The following is a 24,319-nucleotide window of genomic DNA, read 5'->3' as shown; positions in this document are numbered from 1 at the left end:
ATCTCCTTCAAATGCGCGAACACTTGCCGGACAGTCCAAGGCGATCAAGCATGATTGCGATCATGACTAGCGACCCGATCATGCAATATCGCCAGTAAGTCGATATCCCCATTGCCAGAACGAGGTTCTGTATCGCTACGATTGTAACGAGGCCTAGCGCCGCCCCAAGCATACTACCCCGCCCGCCGGCAAGTGTCGCTCCACCCAAGACGCATGCGGCGATTGACTCAAGCGCGAGATCCTGGAAGACGAGCGGCGATGCGGCCTCCGAACGGAGCATTTGAATAAAGCCTGTTAGGCTTGCACCGACCCCCGCGATCCAATACGCAAGCATCACTCCGAACGGAACATTAAGTCCCGATAGGCGCGCTGCATGTTCGTTACTGCCTATTGCATAGAGATGCCGGCAGTGCAGTTGTTGCGAGAACAGTACAATAAGCAAACCAAGAAACAGGAGCGAAGCAATAATGGGCAAGGGCATGTTGAGCATCGATGCGTGCGTTAGTGGCATGAGGGGAACAGCCAGTGAACCGGTTGTCTTTCCATCACTAAGTACCAAGGCTAGGGATCGGACTATCCACATCGTGCCCAGCGTTGATATCAGAACGTCCAGTCGCCAAAGACCAATCAGCAGACCATTCAGAGTAGAAACCAGGAGGGCTGCAATTCCTCCTAATGCGAGCGCGAGGGCCAAGCTATGTCCTGATTGAAGAAGCAGCCCAGCCACGATTCCGGAAAGTGCTGAATTAGCTCCGATAGAAAGGTCGAAGCGGCCCACTACCATTACCGACTGCATGCCAACGACTGCTGGTAGTATACATATGGCTTCCGAGAGGATCACGAGGATGTTGCCCGTAGTCAGAAATCTCGGGGCGAAAAGCGGGGCTGCCCCGACGATAGAAAAAAGGGCGACTAGCGGGAACGCTATGCGCCCTAGGCGCGCGAGTTCGTTGAAAGTCATCCTTCCGCTCCCGAAAGTAACTGGAGGAGCTCGGCGTCGGTGAGATCGCCGATGCTTTGAACTGCTGCTAATCTGCCCTGGCGCAGCGCGATCACGCTCGTCGCGACTTCACGCAACTCATTCAAGCGGTGCGTCGAAAAAATTACGGTAACCCCGCGCTCAACCTCTTTCCGCAGGTTTTCAAAAAACGTCGTTCGTTGGTGGGATCCTAGCGAATTAGTCGGTTCATCCAACAAAAGGATCTTAGGATATCTTAACAGGGCCTTTGCAATTGCGAGTACCTTTCGCTCGCCGCCCGAAAGGCGCATCGCGAGACGAGTGACCGACGGGAAATCCTTGCGTAGAAGCGACAGGGTCTGTTTGGCAGTGTGCTTGCAAGCAGCGCGACGAATGAAAGGAATGCCGAGTATTCGCGTAATGGCCTCTTGCCCGAGCATCAGGTTCTCTGCGATTGACAGGTCCGCGCACACAGCATCGTCTTGTGGAACAAATGCAACTCCGGCGCGTATTGCGTCCGCTGGGCGACGGAAGAAGCGTTGTTCGCCCAACATCTTAACAACACCGGAATTTGGCCTGAGTTCGCCGCTCAGCAGTCGAAGCAGGGTTGTCTTTCCGGACCCATTGTCACCCACAAGCCCGATTAGGGCTGGCCCTCTAACTGAAAGAGAGACTGAACGGAGAGCTTCGATGGCACCGAATGAGAATGAAATGTGGGACAGCGACAGGACCTCTACGGCTTGGAGGCCTTCGTACGGTCGGCTGCCCCGCGCACTCTCAGGTTGCCTGTCACGTCCACGTCGGTTCATTGCTGGCGGACCTTTATCTATGCGTGGGGATCCATTCGCTCCAGCTTTCGCTGTGTCGGGTCCGGTGCAGGCGGTCAAGACTCGGAACGCACAACTCATACCGGATTCGTGTCGGGCCGAGACTCCCTCGACGAATCGTCATGCGCGTGATAAACTGGATTATCACGTGGAAGGGCATGACTGAAAAGTTGGCAGATTCGAGCATCAATTCGCTCGCAAAACGATCGGCAGGGAAACCCGCCATCGCGACCCTCGATTCTCTCGCGGCCATACCGGAAGAAGCCGTTTGGCTTGCCAGACAGAAGTCACCGCGAACCCGCCGGGCCTATCAGGCCGACGTCCAGCACTTCATGCGGTTCTGCAGAATCGTCGCTCCCCAGGAGCTTCGCCAAGCTGACCACCGTGCCATCATCGCCTGGGAGCGGTTCATGTGCGAAGCCGAGGATGCCGAAGCATCTACCGTCCGGCGGCGGCTGGCGGCATTATCATCGCTGTTCAAGCACCTTGTCGAGTATGACCTGGTCGACCGGAACCCCGTGGCGGCTATCCGCCGCCCGGCAATAAACCGCGACGAGGGCTTCACGCTCGCCTTCTCCAAGGCCCAGGCCCGGAAACTGCTCGACCACCCGCCCGCCGACACCTTGGCCGGGCTCCGTGACCGGGCAATTCTTTCAGTGGGACTTCAAGCAGGCCTTCGACGGGCCGAGATCGCCGGGCTCCGCGTTGGCGACCTGCACCAAAATCGCGGCTTCGACTCGATCCGCGTCATCCGCAAGGGTGCCAGAAAGGACGCCCTCGCGCTTCACCCGCAGACGGCCCAGCGTGTTCGCGAGTACCTCGCCGCAGTCGGACACGCTGCCGATTTCGACGGACCGCTATTTCGTCCGCTCAGCCACAACGGCCTTTCACGGGAGCCCCGCAGGCACATGGCTCCGGACGCCATCGACCGGGTGCTGCGGAAATACGCCGCTCGGCTCGGCCTGACCCGCGGCTACTCCGCCCACTCCATGCGGGCCACGTTCATCACGACCGCACTCGAAAACGGCGCCAGCCTGGAGCAGGTCCAGCGGGCCGTCGGCCACCGAGACCCATCCACGACGAAGCTCTATGACCGCCGGGGCTACAACCCCGAAAAATCGGCCGCGTTCTTTGCGAGTTACTGACGGCGCGCCATAATGGCCTCGTCATGGCCAAGCTCGCCGAGAAGCTCCATCCCGACCGTTTCACCGAGATGTCGCCGTTCATGGCGGCGGTGGTTGGATTCGTATTGGGCGAGTCCTGGACCAGGCCGGAAATCGCCGAGATCACCGTCAGCGAGACCGAAGATCTCGTCTATGTTCGCAGGAGCGGTGGCGACGGTTTCGACGGGCTTCAAAGCCTGACCGACTTGCGGCAAAACTGGAATCGGCTGCTCGACGCGGCCGACCTAACTCCTGACGAGCGGCGCGAGGCGGTTCGGCTGTTCTCACAGCGCATAACGGTGGTTCCAGGCACGGGGGTTTAGCGCCTTCGGGCAGCCAGTCGATCGCCGCGATACAGCCCCCGACCGGGCTTTCCGGCTGTACGGGAGCGTGCTCCGACGTACAATTGCGGTTCCGTCAGAGACTTGCGCTAATACGCAGCGTCGTTTCGGCTTTTTCTGGGAGATGGGCCTGGATGCTCGGACTTCAGCTACGAGATGAATTTCTTGGCACGAACACGCCGGGCACGGCAATCTCCCTTCGCCGAAACGACAATTTGGGAGCGGCGCAGCAACCGGCCGACCGCATCCTCGAAATAACCTACCCCACGGGCGATGTTCAAGCGGCCCTTCGCGCCCTCAGCGTCGGGAGGCCGCAAAAGCCGATGGCTCTGCTGGGCGACCGGGGCCGCGGTAAATCGCACATCATGGCGGTCGTGCACCACGCCACGATGGCGCCGGACGTCGTCCAAGCGTGGGCCAGGAACTGGGGCAATCGCCTTGGCAGCCAAGCTCTCGCCAACCTGCAGCTGCAAACCGGGTATTTCGCGATCTCGGAAGCGGTTCACAATCACGAGTACCCGTTCCTTTGGGATCTGATTTTCGACCGCCATCCTCAGGGCCAGCGCTTTCGCGGGCGGTTCGAGCAAAGCGGAAGCAATGTTCCCTCGCGCTCCCTGGTCGAAGAGATGTTTCAAGCCCAGCCAGTGGTGCTGATCCTCGACGAGTTCCAGAAATGGTTCGACGGCTTGCCGGAGGTCGGCCGCGATGGTTCGCGACAGCGCGACATGGCGTCCAATTTCGTTCAGAATCTGTCTGAGCTTTCACGCGAGCGTCCGGAACTCGTGATGCTCGTGATCTCTGTCCTGAACAACACGACGGAGGCATTTCAGCAGGTTCACCGTGACACGCCGGTCGTCGTGAATTTCCTAGGGCCAACGGCGAAGCAGGACCGTCAGCTTTTGCTGCTCCACCGCCTGTTCAAGAACCGGGACAACATCAGCAGGGCTCAGATCGACCAGCTCGTCACCGCGTACGCCGGTGAGCGATACCGCCTGCGATTCTCGCACTTGCCGGCATCGGAACGAAATCGAATCGCCGAAGAAGTAGTCACGCTTTGGCCTTTCTCGCCGGAGCTTGTGAACTTGCTTGAAGATCACATCCTGATGGCCCAAGCGGCCCAGGAAACGCGCGACCTGATTCGCATTCTTGCCGCCGCATACCGCGAACGCGGCGATGCCGTGCCGTTACTCACGGCCGCCGATTTCTTCGTAGATGCCGACACGCACGGCGTCCAGGCACTCTTGGAATCGATTGCGGCGCATGGAGCGCAGAGCGACCTGCTTGAAATCGCGCAGCGAAACCTCGACGGAATCAAGGCGCAGGGTGAATCGACTGTACACAGCCGCGAAATCATTAGCGCCCTCTGGATACGATCGATGACGCCGGGCCGAGAGGCGGGCGGTACGAAGGAGGAGCTTCAGCTCGACGTAACGCGCGACACGCCTGTGGACGACAACGCGTTTCTTGACGAACTGCTAAAGACGAAGGACAGCAGCGTCAACATCCACGGGTCCGACAACCTTCAAGGCCGAATCTGGTTCGGCCGCGAAGAGAACGCGAAAACGAAGGTCCGCTCGACGGCTCGCAATGACCGCCTTTGGGCGGCATCAGGCACGCCCGGCGCAACGACCAGTTATTCCGGCAAGGATTTGGAACACATCCGCAAGACGCTCCGCTACATCCTCGAACCCGAAAACCGCCAATCGGTTTCGAAGGTCGTGGTGCTCGGACCAAACTGGGAGAACGATCCGTGGAGCGATATCGACGAATCGGACCGCCCAGCGACCTGGACTCAGCCAATCCTCCTTGTCATTCCGACGCCACTCGATGAGCCAGCCGGTTCCATCGAAAAGACCCTCGGCACGTGGCTCGCGACGAAGGTACAGTCCAAGCGGAACACCGTGCGATTCCTTCTCCCCGCCGTCGGCAGCAAGAACCTGTACCAGGACACCAATCTGCGATTTGTCGCCCGCTGTGCTTACCTCACGTCACAGGCTTGGAAGGACGATCCGCACTATCGCGGTCTCAAAGATGAGTTCGAGCGCCCGTTACGTGATGCGTTGAGAACGCGTTTTGATCGATTCGCGGTTCTCAGCCGTTGGAACTTTCGCCAGCCCGAGCAATGCCGGTTTGACGTGGAGCGGATCGATGTCGAACTGGTTCGCCAAAAGGGCGCTATTCCCGTCGCGATCGACGAGCAAATCAAACGAGACTTGTTCGACGCGACCGATTTTCAGTCACTCGTCATCGATTCGGCACGCAACGGTGACGACGTGAGCCGACTCATCGACGGTTTGCGTGAGCCGCCGCCATCGGCCGAGAAGAGCGCGATCCCGTTTCTCGGCGACCGCGATACGTGCGAAGAAGTTTGCAAAGTCGCCGCCAAGGGCAAGGTGGTCTTCAATGTCGCCGGCACATGGGTCGCACGGCTTCCCGATCACGCTGACGAAGACGAGGCATTGCGCTACATTCGGCCGAAGGCGTTTCGCGGCACACAGGAGATGCGGCAAGTTCAGCTTGCCTTACCGGCGGCGGCAGGCTCGGGCGCTGTCTCGGGGCCGACGCCACCCCAGCCGACACAGCCCGTGCCGGGCGGCCTTTTTCCAACCGATACATCAGCCACTGCGACCGGCGGCGCGCAGCCAACCGGCAACGACCAGCAACCGACGCAGCCCCAAACAACGGGCGCGGGGCCGCAGCCCATCAACCCACCGGTCACACCAGTTATTCCCGCCCAAGTTCGCGCCACCGACGGCGCAACGACGATTGTGAATCTGATCGGCAGCTTCGAGCAATGGGGCGTTCCGGCCGACGCTGCGCTCGACCGAACAAAGATTGAATTCGAGGGCCTCTCCGTTCAACAGGCCAAGCAGATTCTCCAGCGTCTTCCGTCTCATATTCGGGCCAAGCTCGAAGTGTCATTTCGACCGAACGGCGGGGGCGACGGCGCATGAGGTCGTGGCAGGACACCATTCTTGGCAATTTGACCGCGCGAGATACGTGGACCGAAATCTTCGCGTCGCTTTGCGACATCGCCAAGACGACCGCGTCGCCGTTGGAGCTGCACAGCCAGACCATTCCGCCCGACCGGCTGCTCGCCGAGGCCGGGTGGGATCTGTGGCAGGAATACCCCGGCGCCGCGCCACGCACATCAGAGGCATTGCGTGAGTGGTGGCCGACGGTCAACGCAACCGGCCGCGCCGTCCTGGTCCTTGATGCCTTTTCGTTGCGCGAAATGTTCGTCCTGCTCGCCGTAGCCGAGCAACGCCAAGTCGTGCCAACGCAAATCCGCGTCACCGGCTCTGAGATTCCATCCGATACGGACAGCTTCGCGGCTGCTTTCGGCGCACAGTCGCGCGCTCGGCTCGCCAGTGGCTCCCCGCCCGCCAGCTTTGCCTTGAATTCGCAAGATCTGGCGGTCGACGTTTTCAATCATCCGTTTGAAGACGCGGTCGGCGCTATTCGGCCCCGTCGCGACGTGTTCGTGTGGCACACCTGGCTTGACGACATCCTACACGTTCACGAGCGCTCGCCCGACCAGGTGAATTCTGTCGCAAGGCAGACGATTCAAGGCCCCGGCTTCTGGCAATTCGTCGATGCGCTCCGCCAGGGCCGGCGTTTGATCATCACGTCGGACCACGGCTACGCGCTATCACGCAGCTTCGCGACAAACGAGACGGATGAAGAAGTTGTCGCCGTTCTGAAAGACGCCTTCGGCGCGTCGCGCTGCAAACCTGCGACGAGCGCGTGGACTCACCGGCTCATGCCGCCCGTCGTCTTCACGCACAATGGCCACCACGTGGTGATGGGCCAGCGGAAATGGAAGGTGCAGGGTGGATACCCGTACCTCTGCCACGGTGGGATGAGCCTCCTGGAGGTGGCGGTCCCCTTTATCGAATTGCCAGCGCTGTAACGGGGGCATGAGCACATGGCGAAGACACCACGAGACGTTCCCAATCAAGCGCTGCTAATCGACGTTGAGCCGGACAATCTGCTCAACATGAACGAGCGCGCGGCGAATGCCACGGGCGAGTCCGCGACCAACGGGAAGCGCAAGTCCAAGAAGAACGGCGCCGACGGCTTCGAGCCGCCCAATCTCGCCAAGGCGATCCGCCTTCCGGTTCCCGATTTCTCCGATCCGAATCGCCGCAAGACGTGTCTTGAGGTCGATTTCCCCATCGCGCCAATCAATGCGCTCGCGAAAGTGGAGGTCTCCTCTGGTCCGGCACGGAAGCGCGTGTACTGCATGAGTAAATGGTGGGCTCGACGTGCATCGAGCGTATTTAAAAGCATGCTAATCGGTGCGTCAGCAGAGGCTCCCGACAATCCCGAGGAGGCCGCAAAGCTGATCTGGGACCACTATTACTGCAACCATCAGAAGGCAGGTAGTTTCAAAAAGCTCCGCGTGCTCGACCCGTTCATGGGCGGCGGCACGACGCTGGTCGAAGGCAGCCGGCTCGGGTTCAAGGTCACCGGCGTTGATCTGAATCCTGTCGCGTGGTTCATCGTCAAGAACGAGTTGGCGTGCAGCGACCCGGCCCAGGTCAAGGCGTTCTTCGACGAGATCGAAGCCGAGGTCAAGCCGCAGATTCAGCCCTTCTACACAACGACCTGCCCGCGCGGGCACAAAGGTCGTTGGATCGACGTGCGAACCGACCAACCGGCACCGGCGGAAATCGATCCGATCAATCTTGCGCCGGAGGGCCGCAAGCACTATCGTTGGGAAGGCCCGGAAGTCATTTACACGTTCTGGGCGAAGCATGGCCCTTGTGCCGGCAGCCAGGGCCAGCCCTGCGGCCACCGCACGCCGATCTTCCGCTCGCCGGTCATCGCCGAGAAGAAACTCACCGCCTATTACCTGCCCATCGACTGTCCCGCGTGCGGCTATCAGTTTCACGCCGAACTCGGTGAGACACGCATGGCGCCCGGCGCCGAGCGCGTCATCGTCGAAGACGAGACGCCGTTCACGGAAGTGACCCAATCATTCGCCCAGGAGTTGAAGGACTACTCCAAGGGCGCCGCGATGGAGAAGCGCCAGCGAGTCGAGCGATTGCTCGCGGCCATCGAAGCGGAGCCGGGCTTCAGGTGCCCACATTGTCAGGCGTTCGCGGGCGAGGAGACCAAGCGCGTGCTCGCGCGACATGCGAAGACCAGTACGCGCGTCGGCGACATCAAGAAGAAGGATTTCGGGATCGAGTCGAAGCACGTCTTCATGTACCTGCTGATCGATCCGAAGTGGTTCGACGGTGCACCCGAGAAGGACGACGAAGGAAGAGAATACGGCGGCTGGGCCGGCGCGGAGCCGGAAGCGACGGCCCGATGGTGGCGCAAGCGGATGGAGGGGCTGAAACTGATTGAGGTACGCGGCCGCGTGAAGCTCGCTGACGACGCCACAGCGAACGAAGAGTCGGATGACGAAACTGATAGCGATGTATCCGAAGTAGGGTCAGGCGATGACGGCGAAATCGAGACCGACCGCAAACAGTTTGGGCCCCCGGCGCGCATCACGCTTCGCGATGGGCGAGTAATCGAAACGAGAAGCGGCACGGTTCCCGGCAAATCGGCGTTTCGTTGTGGCGTGGACGGAATCGGGCAGGACATTCTCACGTCTGTCGGCAAGACGAGGCATACAGCACCTGTTGCCCCATACGCCCTTCAATGCTTGTGCCCAGCGTGCAACGCGGATGGCTATACCTACAGCGGTCGCTTCTTCAAGGACGTGACAAGCGAGGATGTCCGGCAGTTGATCCTTGCGGAGGAGGAGTGGCAATCCCGACGGAGCACTGATCTCTCCGGATACTGGCCCACCAGTCAATGTTGGGATGCGTACATGATGCGCGCAAACGGCGGTGTAAACCGAGGCTGGGGATACACACATTGGTGGAAGATGTTCAATTCCCGCCAACTCTTGGTCCATAGCCAGCTGATGCGAGCAATCTGTGCGCATGAACCGGACCGATGGCCTATTGATGTTCGCGAGCAAGCGCTCGGAGCGTGGCAAGAATTCAGTCGTCATCAGTCAATGTTCTGTTTTTGGGATATCCAGCAGGATTGTCTCGCTCCGATGTTGGCGAATGCCAATTACCACCCGAAGAATCTGGTGGTTGAGAACAACCAGTGGCTTTCCGTTGGTCGTGCAAATCTCGCCAGTTGCGTCGATGGTGCGCTAACCGGCCTTCAGTGGTGCAACGACCCTACTGAACTCGTTCTCAACCCAGATGAACATGGTCCACGCACGCTGAAAATCGCGACTGAAGACCCTGTCCCGCCTGAGTCAAGCCGACTGCTTTGCGCATCGTCAACGGAATTGGGCGAAATGGAGAGCCAAGCGTTTGACATGGTGATCACCGATCCACCTTTTGGGAATAATTTGTTCTACGGTGATCTGGCAGACTTCTTTTACGTATGGATGCGACTACCGTTGCTTAGGTGGTACGAAGGTATGCCGGAGCGAGCATACTTTGAGCCGGAGCGGACACCACGGGCGATTGAAGCAGTGCAAAACTCCGTTGAGCATCCAGACGATCGCGAACAATGGGAGCAGGAGCCGATTATTGAAGAGCGGTGGCTCAGCACGATTCGTGAGCACACGCATGACGAGACCTTACTGCCTGGCGAAGGTAACCCCTTATATCGGCGCGAGCCGGCTTCTCAATTCTACTGCGACACTCTAACGGCATGCTGGACCGAATCGGCGCGCGTTCTCAAGCCCGGTGGCATCATGGCGTTCACATTCCACCACAGCGCCGACGCACCGTGGGTGGACGTGCTGGAAGCCCTCTTCAATGCCGGGTTCATCCTTGAGGCGACGTATCCCATCCGCAGCGACGAGACGAAGGGAGAGACCGCTGCATTCGGCTCCAAGAAGATCGAATACGACATCATTCACGTCTGCCGCAAGCGGCTGGAGATGCCCGAGCCGGTAGCGTGGGCCAAGATGCGCCGCTGGGTGAAGGATGAGGCTGCCCGCTACAAGACGCTGCTGGAGCACGTTCACGGCCGGGCACTCAATGCCGCCGACGTGCGCGTCATCCTGATCGGCAAGTCGCTGGAGTTCTACAGCCAGCACTACGGCCAGGTGTTCACCGGCGAAGGCCAGGTGCTCCAGGTGCGCGAAGCCCTGCTGGGCATCAACCAGTTGCTCGACGACCTGCTCGCCTCAGAGCCGGGCGCCCGGCAGCGCCCGCCCGAGTGTGAGCCGGCTTCGCGTCTGTATCTGAGCCTGTTCCATGACCGGGACGAAATGAGCCGCGACGAGTTGAGCAAGACGCTCCGAGGTACGGGCGTGGAACCGAACGACCTGCAAGCCCGCGGCTGGGCGCGCATCGTCGGCACGAAAGTGCATGCCCTGCCGCTCGACGAGCGAATGACGTATTTCACGCAGCGCGGCCGGACACGCAAGGCGGCATTGAAGACCGACCTCGACCAGGCCCACTTCCTGATCGGCGCCGCCCGCGACAGCAGCGGGCTGAGTATCGACCGCGAGTTGGATAACTGGGCCGGCAGCCTGAAGCGCTCCACCGATGCGATTCTGAAGTGGTACGCAGAAACGGCACGCGAATCGCACGCGAAGGAGGCGGCCATTCGCGCGATCAGATTGGTTGAGGCATGGCGAAGCAAGCCGCGGCGCGTGGAGGCTGAGCAAATGACGCTGTTCTCGATGCTGGAGCAGCAGGCGGAAGGCGGAGCCGCGTAGATGGACGAATTTGTCGATTCCAAGATGTGGCTGACGCGCGGTTCGAGCGTGATCTTCGACAAGGTCATGCTTGGTCCGCTGCTCACCGAAGGCGCGCTGATTCCGCTGCGGCAAGCCTTGAGTTGGCTTTCGTCGTGGCCGAGCGCGACCCCGACCGGCGGAAAGACGGTATTGGTTGGTGGGTTGGAGACGGTTCTGGAAATGCTGGCGGTAAGCGACGCGGAGGACTTCGTGCGTCGGTACATTCGCCCGCTCATCGCTGAGTTTCAAAGTTGCTGGCCCGAGCATGGCCTCGTCTTTGGATTGAATACCGAGCCCGGACGACTGATCGAAGACCCGGTAAGCGAGATGGTGAATCTCAAGCGACGTGACGATACCACGATCTGCCTTTCGACCGAGCTTTGGAACGGCTCTGCCGTGACGGACATGCGTCGACTGGTACGCACCGACCGTGCGTCCGGCCAGAAGGTTCGCGGAGGGTATTATGCCCCGCGCTCCTGAGCACCCAAATATCGAGGTCGGGAAGCCCGTTTCGCACGGCGAGTTGGGCGAAGGCGTCGTGCTCGGCATCGAGCCGACGGGTTTCATCCGCGTCTATTTCCGCACGCACGGCGAGCGACAGGTGCCGGCCGATGCGCTTGCGGGAGCGATGACGTGGGAACAGCGGGTGCTTTCATCACTTCGGCCCGGCACGCCGGAAGCGATTGAACGGCTGGCGCTGGCGATTGAGGCCGAAGAGCTGCCGTTGATGGAGAGCGCGGCCGTTCTCACGTCGGCGAAGGTGGACCTGTTGCCGCACCAGGTCGTGCTTGTTCATCGAATGGCGAATGCGCGGCCACGGCGTTTTCTGGTCGCCGACGAAGTCGGGCTGGGAAAGACCATCGAAACTGCGCTCATACTCCGCGAGCTGGCGTCACGCGGAGAGTTGCAGCGGGCGCTCATGATCGTGCCGGCCGGCTTGGTCGAGAACTGGCGGCGCGAGTTGAACGACGTGTTCAATCTCGACTTCGAGGTGTTCGGCTCCGAAGGCGACGTGTCCGACCGCAAATCGAACGCATTTGCGAAGCACAATCGGATGATCGCTTCGATTGACACGCTGAAACGCCCACAACGGCTTCGCCGAATCAAGGAGGCGCCGGTTTGGGATCTCGTCGTGTTCGATGAGGCTCACCACTTGAGCGTCTACAAGAGTGGGCGCAAATCGACCAAGACTCAGAATTACAAGCTCGCCGAGGCGATGCGCGAGCATTCTCGCGACCTGTTACTCCTGTCGGCCACGCCACATCAGGGCGACCACTATCGGTTCTGGATGCTGGTGCGCTTGCTCGACCCCTCGCTTTTCGAGGACGAGTCGGACATGGTGGACAACCGGCATCGGCTCAACGCCGTCGTCATCCGCCGTACGAAGGCAGATGCGTGCGACGCGCGCGGCGGACCGCTGTTTGCCCGACGGCAGGTGCATACCGAGGCTTTTTCGCTGAGCGACACAGAGAAGGTGTTCTACTCGGCGTTGTCCGACTATTTGAACGAGGGCTACGCCCTCGCTGAGCAGCTTGGCGGCAAGAGCCGGGCGCTCGGCTTCGTCATGACGATCTTTCAGAAGATTGCCGCCAGCAGTTTTTCGGCTGTGCGTGCCACGCTTCGCAAGCGGCTGCTTATGTTGACGCTGCAAGAGGCCATCGAACGCGACGAGGCGCTTGACGTGGACGGGCGAAATCGAGCTCTCGACGAAGCCCGCGATCAGATTCGCGATCTCCACGGCCTTCCGGCAGACGCAATCGGTCGGGCGCAAGTAGACCAGATTCTCGCCGACTTGAAGGTGCAGTTGCTCCGTAAACGCGATGAGAGCTTCGAGTTCGTGAAAGCACCGGAGTCGATGGACGATTCAGAAGCCGCCGCCGCAATGACAGACGAGACCGCGGCAAGCATGGTGCTCGTGGCTCTGCCGGAAGAGCGCCGCCGAATCCGCGAGTTGCTCGACCGCTTTCCGCCCCAAACCGAGACGAAGACGACCGTATTGCTCGGCGCGCTGGAGCAGCTTTGGAAGTTAAATCCGCAGGAGAAGGTCGTGATCTTTACGACCTATCTCGGGAGCATCGACAGCCTACGTACCGCGATTGAGTGGAAATTCCCTGGCAAGCGCGTCGAGGTGCTCAAAGGTGGCGACCACGGCGCCAAGACGGCCGCTCAGAAGCGTTTCAAGCGGCCGGACGGTCCGTGCGTGCTGCTGACGACCGCCGCCGGGCGCGAGGGCATCAACCTTCAGTTCGCCCGCGTCTTGTTCAACCACGACCTGCCGTGGAACCCGATGGACCTAGAGCAGCGTATCGGCCGCATCCACCGCTACGGGCAAGAACACACGGCCCAGGTGTACAACCTTGTCGCCGCCGACACGATTGAGGGGCAGATTTTCCTCTTGCTGGAGGACAAGCTGCGCGAGATCGCCACGGCACTCGGCAAGGTGGATGACCAAGGTCAGATTGCCGAGGACCTGCGCTCGCAGATTCTCGGCCAACTCGGCAGCCGATTGAGCTACGACAAGCTCTATCAGGACGCCCTGCGCGATCCGTCACTTCAGCGCACCAAAGAAGAACTCGAAGTCGCGATGTCGAACGCCAGCCTTGCACGGCACGTGGTCTTCGAGCTCTTCCAAGACTTGGAAAAGTTCAATCTTGGCGAGTATCAGAAGTTTGATGACAAAGGCGAGGGCATGCGGCGACTGGTCGCGTTTGTGCAGCGAGCTTCTGCACTATTTGGCGGTCAGTTCGTGTCGAAGGATGACACGCGATACGTTCTGATCGATCCTGACAAAGCAGAGACGCCCTTTACGACCGACCGAGACGAAGCTCTCCGCGAAGAAAACGTCGAGTTGCTTGGCCTGGAGCATCCTGCGGTTTCTCGGCTAATCGAAAGCTGTCGGCAACTTGAGGCAGAGCGGCGTTTTGTATCAGCACGAACGGAGTCCGACCTCCCGGGGCCAGGATTGAGTACCGTCTGGAGAGTCATTGTTCAGGCGGACGGCGGGAAGGTCGACAACCGAGTTGTACGACTCGGCTTCGATGAATCCGGCGACCGCTCTCTCGCCATTGAACGTGTGGTCCGTTCGTTTGGCGGTTTGAAATCCAGTGATGCCCGACCCGATACGCGCGATGCAGGAGTCCTTGTCGCTCGGTTCCGGGATGCGCTTCATCGAGAGATGAGTCATGCAGGATTGCTGTCAGAACGTGGCAGCTATTCGACGAACCTGCTGGGCGCGGTTGCGATTGAAGCGGGAATCGGCTGAAACGGCGAACGCAAGGGGCGCCCCGGACCACTGGAAGCGAGATTTGTGAATGAAAATCGCGCGCATTCGCATTCAGAACTTTCGGGGTGTTGCGTCAGGAGAGCTTCACTTCAATGGACATACCGCGCTGGTCGGCGATAACAACAGCGGAAAGTCAACCGTCCTCGAAGCGATAGATCTTGTCCTAGGCCCGGAGCGACTGTCCCGGCGCCCAGTAGTCGACGAGCACGATTTCTATGCTAGCCGCTATCTCAACAAGGATGGCCCGGCGATCGAGATTCAAGTTGAGGTCATTATCATCGACCTCTCGGACGAGCAGAAGCTTCACTTTCGTGACCACCTGGAGTGGTGGGACACTGTCGCGATCCAGTTATTGGAAGGTCCTCCACCCGAAAGAACGGATGATCCCACGGTCCTTCCCGCGCTTCAGGTCAAATTCGTCGGGCAATATGACGAGGAGGAGGACGACTTTTCCGGGGCCACGTATTTCATGTCCCCCACGCTCGAAGATGGGAGCCGCACGCCGTTCCGAACTTCGGACAAACGCTTGTGCGGTTTTTTGCTTCTGCGGACGCATCGTACTGGATCGCGAGCGCTCAGCCTTGAGCGCGGGTCGCTGCTCGACATTATTCTCCGACTTCAGGAGAAGCGTCTGCAGATGTGGGAGGATGTCCTAGAACAGCTTCGCCACCTTCCCGTCGCCGACAAGCCCGAACTCGGCATCAGCGACACGCTATCAACGGTTCAAACGGCCGTTCGCGCGTTTGTCCCATCCGAATGGGCCGAAAATCCGCACATGCGCGTTTCCGACCTTACGCGGGAGAATTTGCGACGCACGCTCACGGTATTCATGAGCAGCGGAGCGAAGCAAGAGGATGGTTCAGACCATGCGGCGCCGTTTCAGCATCAGGGGACCGGAACGATCAATACGCTTGTCCTTGCACTACTATCCCAAATCGCGGAACTCAAGCAAAACGTCATCTTCGCGATGGAGGAACCGGAAATCGCGCTGCCACCGCACGCACAAAAGTGCATCATCGACAACGTCAGGAGCAAGTCGGCTCAGGCGATATTCACGTCACATTCGCCGTACGTGTTGGAGGAATTCCCACCTGAACAGGTACTCGTCATCCGGCGCGAGTCGGGCAAACTGACGGGCATTCCTGCGACCTATCCACCAGCTGTTAAGCCGAAGACCTATCGTACTGAGTTTCGTGTTCGTTTCTGCGAAGCGCTGTTGGCCAGGCGAGTCCTGATCACGGAAGGGCGTACCGAATACGACGCATTCCCTGCCGCAGCTCGTCGGCTGAATGAACTGCATCCGGACCAATTCACAACTTTGGAAGCGATGGGCATCGCAGTCGTGAACGCTCAGACGGATTCCCAAATCACGCAGCTCGGCAACCACTTCAGAAGACTCGGAAAAGCCGTATTCGCCGCATTCGACCGACAGGGCGCCGCCAACAAGGCCGCCATTGAGGCGGCCGTAGACCACGCATTTGAAGCCCCCGAGGCTGGCTTCGAAGACGTCTTGCTCAATGGTGTTGCAGAGACGGCTCTCAGGCGCTTCGCTAGCGGTCTTGTCGCCGAGGGGGCGTGGCCAGCCCATCTTGCCGACCGTACGCCGAGCGACGCGATGCCGCTAGCCGATTTGCGGAGCTCTTTGCGCGAATACCTAATCTGGTCCAAAGGCGACAGCGGTGCGGCGGACCTACTCGCAGTGTGTGTACTGGATGAGATGCCGCCCTTCATCGTCGACACCTTACGATCGATTCGGGCGATTGTTGCTCCGCCCGCGCCGGTCGACGTCAACGAGCAGAACGCACCCCCAGTGGCGGAAGGCCCCGAGCAGTAGTGGAATCGACGCAAGAGTGGAACTCTCAATCGACAAACGGCGTTTCGTTGAATCGAACGGGCATGCTCTGGCGATGGGAGGACCGGGTTGCGGGAAGACATTCGTCGCACTATGCAAGGCGCAGCACGAAATCGAACTGCGACAGCTTCAGCGAGCCCAGCGCATTCTCTTTCTCAGCTTTGCTCGGGCGACTGTCGCCCGAGTTGCGGAACAAGCTCGGACGTTGATATCGACGCCTACGCGATCGTGCATCGAAATCAACACGTATCATGGATTTGCTTGGGCCCTCATTCGGAGCCACGGTTATCTCTTAACGCAACGGAGGTGTACTCTCCTTCCTCCACCGACTGCTGCTTCGCGTCTCGCCGACGTTTCGGCGGAATCCCGGAAGGGTGAGATGCTTAGATTGCGCGACCAGGAGGGCCTACTGCACTTTGATCTGTTTGCGACGACGGCAGCGGAGCTTTTGACGCGAAGCTGCGCCCTTGCGCACATTGTCTGTAGCTCATACCCTATGATCATTCTCGATGAGTTCCAAGATACGAACGCCGACGAGTGGCGTCTGATTCAATCACTCGGGCAGCATAGCCGTTTGATCGCCCTCGCCGATCCCGAGCAGCGCATCTACGAGTTTCGTGGAGCCGACCCCGCACGCATAGGCGACTTCATCAATGCATACGCTCCTGCACAGTTTGACTTCAGCGGTGAGAACCACCGGAGCAATGGAACTGACATCGTCAACTTCGGGAATGACCTGCTCACCGGGGCAAACAAGTCCAGTCGCTATTCGGATGTGACAGTTGTTTCTTATGGATTCTATCGCGACCGCAGCCAGCACTTTGCGGTGAAGGCAGCGCTAATTCACGCTATGAGACGATGCATCGCTAGTAAGCCGGGCGACTGGTCGATTGCAGTGCTCGTTCCAAGCAAACGGTTCATGCTCACCGTCTCAGACTACCTATCCGCTGAAGCTGACGGGTTCCCAGCCCTCAGCCATGACGTGGCCCTGGACACAGAAGGGCCGGCCATCGCAGCTGAGCTCATTGCAGGACTGCTTGATTCAGGTGTGGATATCGCTTACACGGCCGCCACACTCATTCGTGAACTCTGTGCCCACATTCGGGGGCGTCGTGGTACGACACCACCAACGAAGAACGACCTAAAGCTGACCGACGCTCTTTCGACGTATCTGGAGACCGGTGCTGCGAGGGGCAGCACTCGGCTCGCTCTGATCGCAGATTGCCAACGTATCGCCGTCGCCCGCAAAGGGATGACGTTAACAGGTGACCCCGAAGCTGATTGGCTCGCGGTTCGTCAGCTTCTTGCCGACTCGGAAGTCGCGCACATCCAACAGGTCGCGGAGGATGCTAAGTACCTCAGATTGCTTCACAAGGGGGCGCTATTGCGCGCACGGTTGGGCGACCTGTGGCGCGGCAATCGCGGTTATCCTGGGGCCGCTGAAGCCGTGCATGATGCCCTGTTACAGGAGCATTTCTCCGCATCGACCCGCGTGTGGAAGGGCGTAAACGTAATGACGATTCATAAGTCGAAAGGTAAGGAATTCGACGAAGTGATCGTCTACGAGGGCGCATATCAGGGGCGCATCGTGCGAGCTGAGGCATCGGCGCGAGAGATTGCGCAGGCCCGCCTGTCACTGAGGGTGGCGGTGACCCGCGCAATGACGCGGACTACGCTCCTCACTCCCCAGAGCAACCCCTGCCCGTTTTTGTAGTGTTCGAAAATGCTATGGCGAAAGGTCGAACAATCGAACGCTTCCACGGAACCGCTTCGATCGGAACAGCGTCGTACCCGGCCGCACGACGGGTACGGTTCACGGCTCGCCAAATGGTTAACACTTGTGCGCGGATCGGTGCGTACGGCTGCATCCGGATTCGGGCGAACTCTACGGCGAGTGTGATTTCCGAGCGTCGGCAGGCCAATTCCAAGAAGTGGGCCTTGAGTCGCGCGTATTCATCAACCGCGATTCTCACGCACACGCGACGATTGCGGTGCGAAATTGTGTAGCCCGCGTATCGGATGGGTACCCGCCGTGCATCCCTCACCTGCCCATCTTCTTCATCAAAAAACTCGTGTTTGCCGTGCGTCGCCATGAGCAGGAAGAACCGTTCATGACGGATATACTGCATATTCGCCAGGCCGCCGCGTTTTCGTCGGCAGCGTTCCTTCTGTGAAACGGCGACGCCATAACGGGCGATGAGTTTCTGATCAACAAGCTCGGGATCCTTGTGCGGGGGGATGCGCCCCGACACGTAGAACCAATAGCCGCGGGCGACGTAAGCAACCGCCACCTGCTGAATGAACCCGTCCACCGAAGTCGCCCTACACCGATACTGCATGTCCCGCCGACGCCTGATACTGCCCGATAGGTGGGGATTGTTCACGGCACAATCCCCAAGGCCGTTATGCGAAATCGCATTGCAACCGTGACTTCGGCTTCCTGTACCGACCGGTGCGGGAGCCTGCGAATCGTCGCGGACTTGCGGGTGCTCATATTGTCCGGCCTTACGGCCGGCCCGCTATCGCCCGCGAACCGATTCACGCTCCACCGCCACCCACGCATACAGGACCAGCAAGCATGGACCGCACGGCTCGAAATCGGAGCCATGCCGCACGCCTGCCTTCGCCGATTGCTTACGGCTGTCGCGCCGCGCGCGACTTGTTTCTAAGTTGTACGCGGCTAATAATAGAACAGCCCAAAGCAGGAACCTGACGCACCCGAGGCACCCTCAAGACGTACCTCGAGTGTCGTCATCAAATGCGTGTGCCCCAGGCAGCCGGTCCACCACGACCAGCCGCGTGGGGCCACGTTGTTCCTAGCCAAAGGTTGCGAGGCGGAACGCCTCGTCAGAACACTCATTCGGACGGGTTCATGCCCGTCGCCTCTTTCGTCGTCGCTCCATGCCGAGGTTACCAGCCCCGGCGCGAACGAACGGCCACTGCCTTGCAGCCGCTTCGCCGGCCTCCCGGCCGCTTCTACTCAAGGCACACTCCCGGACTGAAGCATTTGAATCACTCAGCTGATCATGCCGAGCACCGGTCACCACACCGGCCGCTTCAGTCCTTCCCGGATTAGCGATCGTCTTCATTCAACCCGTCACGTCGCTAGAGGGTGTTATCCCTCCAAGCCAGGTCGTACGCGCACCGCTCCCGCGGTGGCATCGTTTCCACGAGCGAATCGCTCGTGATTTCTGCGGGCCGAAACAAGAAGCACCCGCCTACCCTTCGACCTGGATCTTTCGCGGTTCAGCACCGTCTCAGGTTGAAATTCACCGGCAAGCCCTTGCGGGCCTTTCATGGTTGAGCTTTTCACCGTCGGGCTTCTTTCACCCGATCGCCGAGCCTGATCAAGGGCCCGGTTCCCGTCCTCGCGGACGCAGAAGCTCCCCACGCCGGCCAGCGTTGAACGAACCTCACGGGTCTTGCACCCGAATTGTCCCGCATAAACGAAACTGTGGTCCGAACCCCGCGGGGGGATTTGCTTCGACTTGCGCCGAAGCTCACCGCCTTTGACGACCGCAGCCCTCATCGAGACGCAAAATAAGCGCAACTCGACAAGGGTCTGTCTCCGTCGCCCCGCCTCCCCGCCACGTCATCGGATAGAACGTCGGAATTGACCTTGATTGGTGGTCAAGGATTTGCGCCGACGAGCCTCCGTCGATCTGGACGAGCCATTCTCATGGCATCCAGCTCTACGGGCCGACACATTGGCGGGTGGTGAAATCCGCCCCCTTGGCTCGGTTGGTAAGGCCGAGTTGAACGGGTTGTGTCGCCAATCCGAACGGTGTCGCGCAACGTGATTTCCGTCACTGACGACCACGAGCCAAAGCTCGCGGCTCGAACCTACCGTACATCCGACTTGCTGGCACCTTGCGATTCCTGACAGATCCTCTGCAGTTTGCGCGGAGTCCAGATCAGCTTCGGCAGCGTGTATTGTCGCGGGTCGTCAAGCTCTACAAGCGGTGCGTGATAAGAAAGCAGCAGCAATCCCTCTTCAGCAGCGCTAAACGTGTGCATCAGCCCGCGCGTAAACGTCAGCGCATCGCCTGCCTTAACGGGAATAGACCGAATCCGCTCTCCGGTGAACCGCTCCAGCGGCTCGCTTGAAATGTGGAACAACCCTTCGCCGTCAAGCACGACGATGAAGCGGTCGGAGAACTCGTGCATATGCATCGGCAGGTCGAGCGTGCCGGGGTCGAATCGAAGCTTGGCAAACCCGTCATCCCTGCACTCGTCGAGTAGCTCCTGTGCCGACCACACGGCACCAGCGATGCTGTTCGTCTGCTCGAAAGGCGCCTTCAGCACGAGCGGAAACTCGTTCTCGGCGAGCGCCACCATTTCGCGAACAAGCGGTCCATCCGTCTCAGGAAATCCGAGCTTGAGCGACCGGGTTGTCGCCCACACTCCACCCTTCGGAGGCGCCACCTCCTGAATGGCAGCGCGACCGAGGTCTAGGAGCAGTCGCAAGCTTTCGTGCCCTGAAATGCCTCCCAGCAAACCCGCACTGATCGTTGAGGAAATGGTCTGCAACATGTCCGCACCTCCTTTCGGCTTGACTCTCCGGGCGCGGTCCGGCAAGAAGTTTGGTACTTGTACGGTACATCGGCCGGGCGTCAAGGGGTATGGAGCATGGATTTCGGTCTGGCCGAACAGCCGGGCTCACAGAATCTGAACGAATCGCAGTCCTTGTTGAGGAGTACAGGGCACTTTATCAGCTGCTTCTTTTTCGCCTTCGCGCGATGGACCAACGTGTTCCTGCTGCTGGTGGGTTGCTCGGTGTCGTTTTGGGCAGCGTCCCCGTGGTGCCGAAGGAGACCCAGCTTCTATTCCTAGCTGGCGCCCCAGCCTGCCTGGCGTGGATTGCAGCTACCACGTTCGGCCATGCACGGTCCAAAGAGGACCACCTGCGACGAATCGACGAAATCGAGCGGCACGTCAACCAGATTGCTGGGGAAGAGTTGCTCGTCTTTCAATCTCAGCATCCGAACCGTCAGGCTGTTACTGCGGGCCGAACCGGAGCGGCCGCCATCATGGCCGTTGCGAGCGCCTGCCTAATCGCTTTTGCGGCATGTGCTTTCCTGTTCCAGACGCAAACCAACGTCCCGCCGCCACTTGCGATGGCTTACAACGGGTACGTCCTTGTGTCCGCTGGTTACGTCGCCGTAGCGTTCCGCTCGTTGCGGCGCTATCGCTACCGGCGGTCCCCGGCGAGTCCAAGATTGCCGTTCGCGGCGATGCGACACGAGTAACCAGGCTGGGAAAAGAATTCCGGTTCCAGAGGCTTGACTTCTCCGGATCGGTTGTTAGCATATAAGCGTACAGTACGTGAGAAGCCAATGCCACGACACGCACGATCCAGTCCGGAGCCGGTGGGCGAGTTGCTTCGCCGAACTCGCGTCGAGAGCCTGAACAAGGGATTACGCGAGATGGCCAAGATTCTCGATATCGCTCCAGCCCACCTTACAGATCTGGAGCTTGGGCGACGCACTCCGTCCGAGGACCTTCTCAGGCGAGTCAGCGGAGCATATGGCATTCCCGAGTCAACGCTGCGGGCTGGATGGGCACGTCCCGACGCGATTGTCTCGGAAGTAGCCACCCAGGATGCTATGACGGCTGAAAAGGTGCCGGCACTTCTGCGAAATGCTCGTCGACTCACACGTGACCAGTGGGACGCGCTGATCGAAGAAGCTCAGCGTCTATCAGCGCAGAAGGATTCACGAAAGGCGAAATAGTCGATGCGACCCGCGCTAAGCTACCGCTATTTCGAGCCACGATGGGGTTCTCGCCAGGTGGACCGCCGTGCGTGGGAGTGCCTTGAGAGGTGCCGCAAGCGCCGGAAGCTGGAGACACTGCCGCTTCCGATTCCCGTCGAGGATTGGATCGAGGGTCCGTTACGAATCAAGTTCGGCTTCGCCGACCTTTCGCGGCTCGGCTCTGACGTGTTGGGCGCGGCCTATCCAACAAAACCGGAGATCCTCATTGACCAACAGGTGCTGACGAACGAGGGGCGTTGTCGGTTCACTGCGGCACACGAACTCGGCCACATCATACTTCACTCCAAGGTGGCCCGTACGTTTAAGGACACACTCGACTACGGATTCAGCGCCCGTAATCAATTCGAGCGTGAGGCGAATCGCTTCGCTGCTGCTTTCCTGATGCCGCTCGTGTTGCTAGAACGCGAACTCCTGCAGCTTTGCGACAACCGACGGACGAGCCGCTCCGAATGCATAGCAGCGCTGATGGAGCCAGCGGGAGACTCCGAGGCACTCTGGCGGCGGTTCCTGTCTGCATTGCGACGGAGGTTCAACGTTTCCACGCAAGCTGCCGTGATTCGCTGCTCAGACATACAACCACGGATACGCAATACGCAACCGTTGCTTCCCCGTGCTTTGGTTGAGAAGTTGATTCAACCGGCTCCAGACCCGCAGCAACAACTCGCCTTCGGCGGAGGAAGCATTTCGATGGGTTGAACCGCGAAAATTTTTTGCAGTGGCTGTACGCAAGTTAGCGTACACAGCGCGGAGGATGAGAACATGACAGCGAGAGCAGGTGAAGCGCCCGTTCACGAGGTACGTGCCGGCGCTATCAATGGTGCCGTATGGAGCAAGACATCCACCCTCGACGGTCGGCCAGTCTTGCAGCACAGCATCAGAATCGAGAAGCGTTATCGCGATGAACACACTGGAGAGTGGAGAAGCACGGGATACATGCGTCCGGACGACCTGCCGAGGCTGGTGCTCGTTGCAAATAAGCTGTTCGAGTACCTCACTCTGCGTGTGGGGAAAGAATCATGAACCAAGATCGTGATGATCAAGTGGTCGCAACGCACAACGCCCCAGCGCGGCATCAAATGCCCGGTTCGGCTTTGCCCGGAGACCCACTTTGGGCATATCCTGAGTTGCTGACTGAGGCCGAGGCAGTCCGCTACCTCCGTCTCGATACCATCCGCGGGCTTCGCAATCCCGGTGAAACGCTCGCTCGCTATCGAGCGATAGGACTACTTCGAGGCACGCAGGTGTCGAAGTCCGTTTTCTATCGGCGTGTTGAACTCGATCGGTTCTTGGATCGTCTGACAAACGAGAACCCGCGATAAGGATCGGCCACCGCCATGCCCCCGGTTGTCACACTGGCAACGCAGAACGTTCGAGCCGCCAACGGCAAGCGGTATCGATATTACCAACTCCGTTGGTTTGGCCCGGACGGCAAACGCTACAGCCAGAGCGCCGGCCGCACAGATAAGCTCTCACGCCGTCAGGCTGAGAAGCTCCGCCGGGCGAAGGAACTTGAACTTCGTCAGAGACCGGGACTTGCCAGCCCGGGCCGGATCCCCACGCTCGCAGGCTTTCTTGAGTCGTACATCGAGTCGCGGCGCTCCGAGCTTGCACCGGGTTCACTTGAGCTTCATGAGCGCACGGCCAAGTACTTAAGGGGCTTCTTGGGTGACGAACGCCGCCTCGACCAGATCACGCGCTTCGACGCTCGCGAGTTCAAGACCGCACTCGCGAAAGGTGAGCTCGCGAAGCTCAATCAACGCGTCTTCAAGAACATCAGCCCGCTGACCGTTGACCAACATGTCCGCAATGCCCGCACGATCTTCAACCGCGCGGTCGATGACGACCTGATAATGTACAACCCGTTCGACCGGCTCGCCGGCGGCGTGCCTCCAATCGAAAAAGACTGGCACTACGTCACCGTGGACGAACTCGGCAAACTGCTCGACGCCAGTCCCAACCAGGCTTGGCGGACGCTTCTGGGCCTTTGCCGGCTCGCGGGACTCCGACAGGGCGAAGCTCTCTCACTGCGGTGGTCCGACGTGGACTGGAACAAGGGGCGGCTGATGGTGTGGGCGCAAAAGACCAAACGACGCCGGGTCGTGCCCATCGCTCCGGAGTTGATGCCGATTCTTCGCGAAGCGCTTCGGGAAGCGCCCGAGGGTGAACCGCTCGTGATCAGCGGCATCGTCGCCCAGAACGTCTGGCGCGACTTCGGCGTGATCCGCAAACGTGCCGGTGTGCCAAAGTATGCGAAGTGGTGCCACACGCTCCGCAAGAACCGTGAGAGCGACTGGATGGCGGCGGGCTTCCCGTTCCACGTCGTGGTCGAGTGGATGGGCCACTCCGACGAGGTGGCCCGGCAGCACTATCTCCGGGTGAACGATGCCGACCTTGACGCCGCAAC

The 24,319-nt window shown here is 59.9% G+C and carries 18 protein-coding genes and 2 pseudogenes; 16 read left to right on the top strand and 4 right to left on the bottom strand.

Annotation, left to right across the window (positions count from 1 at the left end; translation table 11 throughout):
• Nucleotides 1–7: 7 nt before the first annotated feature.
• Nucleotides 8–961, bottom strand: a complete 954-nt coding sequence (locus KF841_03010) for an ABC transporter permease (GenBank protein ID MBX3394316.1) — start codon at nucleotides 959–961, stop codon at nucleotides 8–10.
• The gene (locus KF841_03005) at nucleotides 958–1,767 is read right to left on the bottom strand and encodes a sugar ABC transporter ATP-binding protein (protein ID MBX3394315.1); all 810 of its coding nucleotides are present in this window, start codon (nucleotides 1,765–1,767) and stop codon (nucleotides 958–960) included. Before KF841_03005 ends, KF841_03010 begins: the two co-directional genes overlap by 4 nt.
• 176 nt (nucleotides 1,768–1,943) lie before the next feature.
• On the opposite strand from KF841_03005, the gene KF841_03000 reads away from it, so the two are divergent.
• The 9 genes from KF841_03000 (at nucleotide 1,944) to KF841_02960 (ending at nucleotide 17,855) form a co-directional block, all read left to right on the top strand.
• Nucleotides 1,944–2,930 (top strand): tyrosine-type recombinase/integrase, encoded by a 987-nt coding sequence (locus tag KF841_03000; protein ID MBX3394314.1) that lies wholly within the window; start codon nucleotides 1,944–1,946, stop codon nucleotides 2,928–2,930.
• Nucleotides 2,931–2,953: 23 nt separating this feature from the next.
• On the top strand, nucleotides 2,954–3,271 hold the full coding sequence (locus tag KF841_02995) for a hypothetical protein (protein MBX3394313.1): 318 nt from the start codon (nucleotides 2,954–2,956) through the stop codon (nucleotides 3,269–3,271).
• Nucleotides 3,272–3,423: 152 nt separating this feature from the next.
• Entirely contained in the window at nucleotides 3,424–6,243 is a 2,820-nt protein-coding gene (locus tag KF841_02990; GenBank protein MBX3394312.1) for a DUF499 domain-containing protein, read from the top strand.
• The gene (locus tag KF841_02985; GenBank protein MBX3394311.1) at nucleotides 6,240–7,202 is read left to right on the top strand and encodes a hypothetical protein; all 963 of its coding nucleotides are present in this window, start codon (nucleotides 6,240–6,242) and stop codon (nucleotides 7,200–7,202) included. Before KF841_02990 ends, KF841_02985 begins: the two co-directional genes overlap by 4 nt.
• A 15-nt stretch (nucleotides 7,203–7,217) precedes the next feature.
• Nucleotides 7,218–10,985, top strand: coding sequence for a DUF1156 domain-containing protein (locus tag KF841_02980; GenBank protein MBX3394310.1), 3,768 nt, complete (start codon nucleotides 7,218–7,220; stop codon nucleotides 10,983–10,985).
• On the top strand, nucleotides 10,986–11,486 hold the full coding sequence (locus tag KF841_02975) for a hypothetical protein (GenBank protein MBX3394309.1): 501 nt from the start codon (nucleotides 10,986–10,988) through the stop codon (nucleotides 11,484–11,486).
• The gene (locus KF841_02970) at nucleotides 11,470–14,268 is read left to right on the top strand and encodes a DEAD/DEAH box helicase family protein (protein MBX3394308.1); all 2,799 of its coding nucleotides are present in this window, start codon (nucleotides 11,470–11,472) and stop codon (nucleotides 14,266–14,268) included. Before KF841_02975 ends, KF841_02970 begins: the two co-directional genes overlap by 17 nt.
• A 49-nt stretch (nucleotides 14,269–14,317) precedes the next feature.
• Entirely contained in the window at nucleotides 14,318–16,123 is a 1,806-nt protein-coding gene (locus tag KF841_02965; GenBank protein ID MBX3394307.1) for an AAA family ATPase, read from the top strand.
• Between the two features lie 514 nt (nucleotides 16,124–16,637).
• Nucleotides 16,638–17,855 carry an ATP-dependent helicase gene (locus KF841_02960; protein ID MBX3394306.1) on the top strand — a complete coding sequence of 406 codons (1,218 nt, stop codon included), beginning with the start codon at nucleotides 16,638–16,640 and terminating at the stop codon, nucleotides 17,853–17,855.
• Here the strand turns inward: KF841_02960 and KF841_02955 are convergent.
• Together KF841_02955 and KF841_02950 are read right to left on the bottom strand one after the other, a co-directional pair.
• On the bottom strand, nucleotides 17,821–18,480 hold the full coding sequence (locus KF841_02955) for a hypothetical protein (protein MBX3394305.1): 660 nt from the start codon (nucleotides 18,478–18,480) through the stop codon (nucleotides 17,821–17,823). The two genes, KF841_02960 and KF841_02955, sit on opposite strands and share 35 nt — an antisense overlap.
• A gap of 1,504 nt (nucleotides 18,481–19,984) precedes the next feature.
• The gene (locus KF841_02950) at nucleotides 19,985–20,674 is read right to left on the bottom strand and encodes a cupin domain-containing protein (GenBank protein ID MBX3394304.1); all 690 of its coding nucleotides are present in this window, start codon (nucleotides 20,672–20,674) and stop codon (nucleotides 19,985–19,987) included.
• Between the two features lie 206 nt (nucleotides 20,675–20,880).
• Between KF841_02950 and KF841_02945 the strand changes: the two genes are divergently transcribed.
• From KF841_02945 to KF841_02915, 7 genes and pseudogenes are all read left to right on the top strand, one after another.
• Complete coding sequence (locus tag KF841_02945) at nucleotides 20,881–21,390, top strand: hypothetical protein (GenBank protein ID MBX3394303.1); 510 nt, start codon at nucleotides 20,881–20,883, stop codon at nucleotides 21,388–21,390.
• Between the two features lie 87 nt (nucleotides 21,391–21,477).
• Nucleotides 21,478–21,873, top strand: a complete 396-nt coding sequence (locus tag KF841_02940) for a helix-turn-helix transcriptional regulator (GenBank protein ID MBX3394302.1) — start codon at nucleotides 21,478–21,480, stop codon at nucleotides 21,871–21,873.
• A 3-nt stretch (nucleotides 21,874–21,876) separates the two neighbouring features.
• Nucleotides 21,877–22,611, top strand: coding sequence for an ImmA/IrrE family metallo-endopeptidase (locus tag KF841_02935; GenBank protein MBX3394301.1), 735 nt, complete (start codon nucleotides 21,877–21,879; stop codon nucleotides 22,609–22,611).
• Nucleotides 22,612–22,674: 63 nt separating this feature from the next.
• On the top strand, nucleotides 22,675–22,935 hold the full coding sequence (locus KF841_02930) for a hypothetical protein (protein ID MBX3394300.1): 261 nt from the start codon (nucleotides 22,675–22,677) through the stop codon (nucleotides 22,933–22,935).
• Nucleotides 22,932–23,234, top strand: coding sequence for a hypothetical protein (locus KF841_02925; protein ID MBX3394299.1), 303 nt, complete (start codon nucleotides 22,932–22,934; stop codon nucleotides 23,232–23,234). The genes KF841_02930 and KF841_02925 overlap by 4 nt, the downstream gene beginning before the upstream one ends.
• Before the next feature lie 15 nt (nucleotides 23,235–23,249).
• Nucleotides 23,250–23,780, top strand: a pseudogene (locus tag KF841_02920) (phage integrase SAM-like domain-containing protein).
• Nucleotides 23,766–24,299, top strand: a pseudogene (locus KF841_02915) (site-specific integrase). Before KF841_02920 ends, KF841_02915 begins: the two co-directional pseudogenes overlap by 15 nt.
• Nucleotides 24,300–24,319: the final 20 nt, after the last annotated feature.

Source organism: Phycisphaerae bacterium, assembly GCA_019636475.1.
Taxonomy (GTDB): Bacteria; Planctomycetota; Phycisphaerae; order UBA1845; family UTPLA1; genus JADJRI01.
This window is presented reverse-complemented; position numbering and strand designations above follow the sequence as displayed.

What these genes read in the sequence shown, in the direction of transcription:
- KF841_03005 (MBX3394315.1), bottom strand. Translation starts at nt 1,767, where the DNA reads ATGAACCGACGTGGACGTGACAGGCAACCTGAGAGTGCGCGGGGCAGC.
- KF841_02975 (MBX3394309.1), top strand. Translation starts at nt 10,986, where the DNA reads ATGGACGAATTTGTCGATTCCAAGATGTGGCTGACGCGCGGTTCGAGC.
- KF841_02980 (MBX3394310.1), top strand. Translation starts at nt 7,218, where the DNA reads ATGGCGAAGACACCACGAGACGTTCCCAATCAAGCGCTGCTAATCGAC.
- KF841_02955 (MBX3394305.1), bottom strand. Translation starts at nt 18,480, where the DNA reads ATGCAGTATCGGTGTAGGGCGACTTCGGTGGACGGGTTCATTCAGCAG.
- KF841_03010 (MBX3394316.1), bottom strand. Translation starts at nt 961, where the DNA reads ATGACTTTCAACGAACTCGCGCGCCTAGGGCGCATAGCGTTCCCGCTA.
- KF841_02985 (MBX3394311.1), top strand. Translation starts at nt 6,240, where the DNA reads ATGAGGTCGTGGCAGGACACCATTCTTGGCAATTTGACCGCGCGAGAT.
- KF841_02965 (MBX3394307.1), top strand. Translation starts at nt 14,318, where the DNA reads ATGAAAATCGCGCGCATTCGCATTCAGAACTTTCGGGGTGTTGCGTCA.
- KF841_02925 (MBX3394299.1), top strand. Translation starts at nt 22,932, where the DNA reads ATGAACCAAGATCGTGATGATCAAGTGGTCGCAACGCACAACGCCCCA.
- KF841_02935 (MBX3394301.1), top strand. Translation starts at nt 21,877, where the DNA reads ATGCGACCCGCGCTAAGCTACCGCTATTTCGAGCCACGATGGGGTTCT.
- KF841_02990 (MBX3394312.1), top strand. Translation starts at nt 3,424, where the DNA reads ATGCTCGGACTTCAGCTACGAGATGAATTTCTTGGCACGAACACGCCG.
- KF841_02945 (MBX3394303.1), top strand. Translation starts at nt 20,881, where the DNA reads ATGGACCAACGTGTTCCTGCTGCTGGTGGGTTGCTCGGTGTCGTTTTG.
- KF841_02960 (MBX3394306.1), top strand. Translation starts at nt 16,638, where the DNA reads ATGATCATTCTCGATGAGTTCCAAGATACGAACGCCGACGAGTGGCGT.
- KF841_02995 (MBX3394313.1), top strand. Translation starts at nt 2,954, where the DNA reads ATGGCCAAGCTCGCCGAGAAGCTCCATCCCGACCGTTTCACCGAGATG.
- KF841_02970 (MBX3394308.1), top strand. Translation starts at nt 11,470, where the DNA reads ATGCCCCGCGCTCCTGAGCACCCAAATATCGAGGTCGGGAAGCCCGTT.
- KF841_02950 (MBX3394304.1), bottom strand. Translation starts at nt 20,674, where the DNA reads ATGTTGCAGACCATTTCCTCAACGATCAGTGCGGGTTTGCTGGGAGGC.
- KF841_03000 (MBX3394314.1), top strand. Translation starts at nt 1,944, where the DNA reads ATGACTGAAAAGTTGGCAGATTCGAGCATCAATTCGCTCGCAAAACGA.
- KF841_02930 (MBX3394300.1), top strand. Translation starts at nt 22,675, where the DNA reads ATGACAGCGAGAGCAGGTGAAGCGCCCGTTCACGAGGTACGTGCCGGC.
- KF841_02940 (MBX3394302.1), top strand. Translation starts at nt 21,478, where the DNA reads ATGCCACGACACGCACGATCCAGTCCGGAGCCGGTGGGCGAGTTGCTT.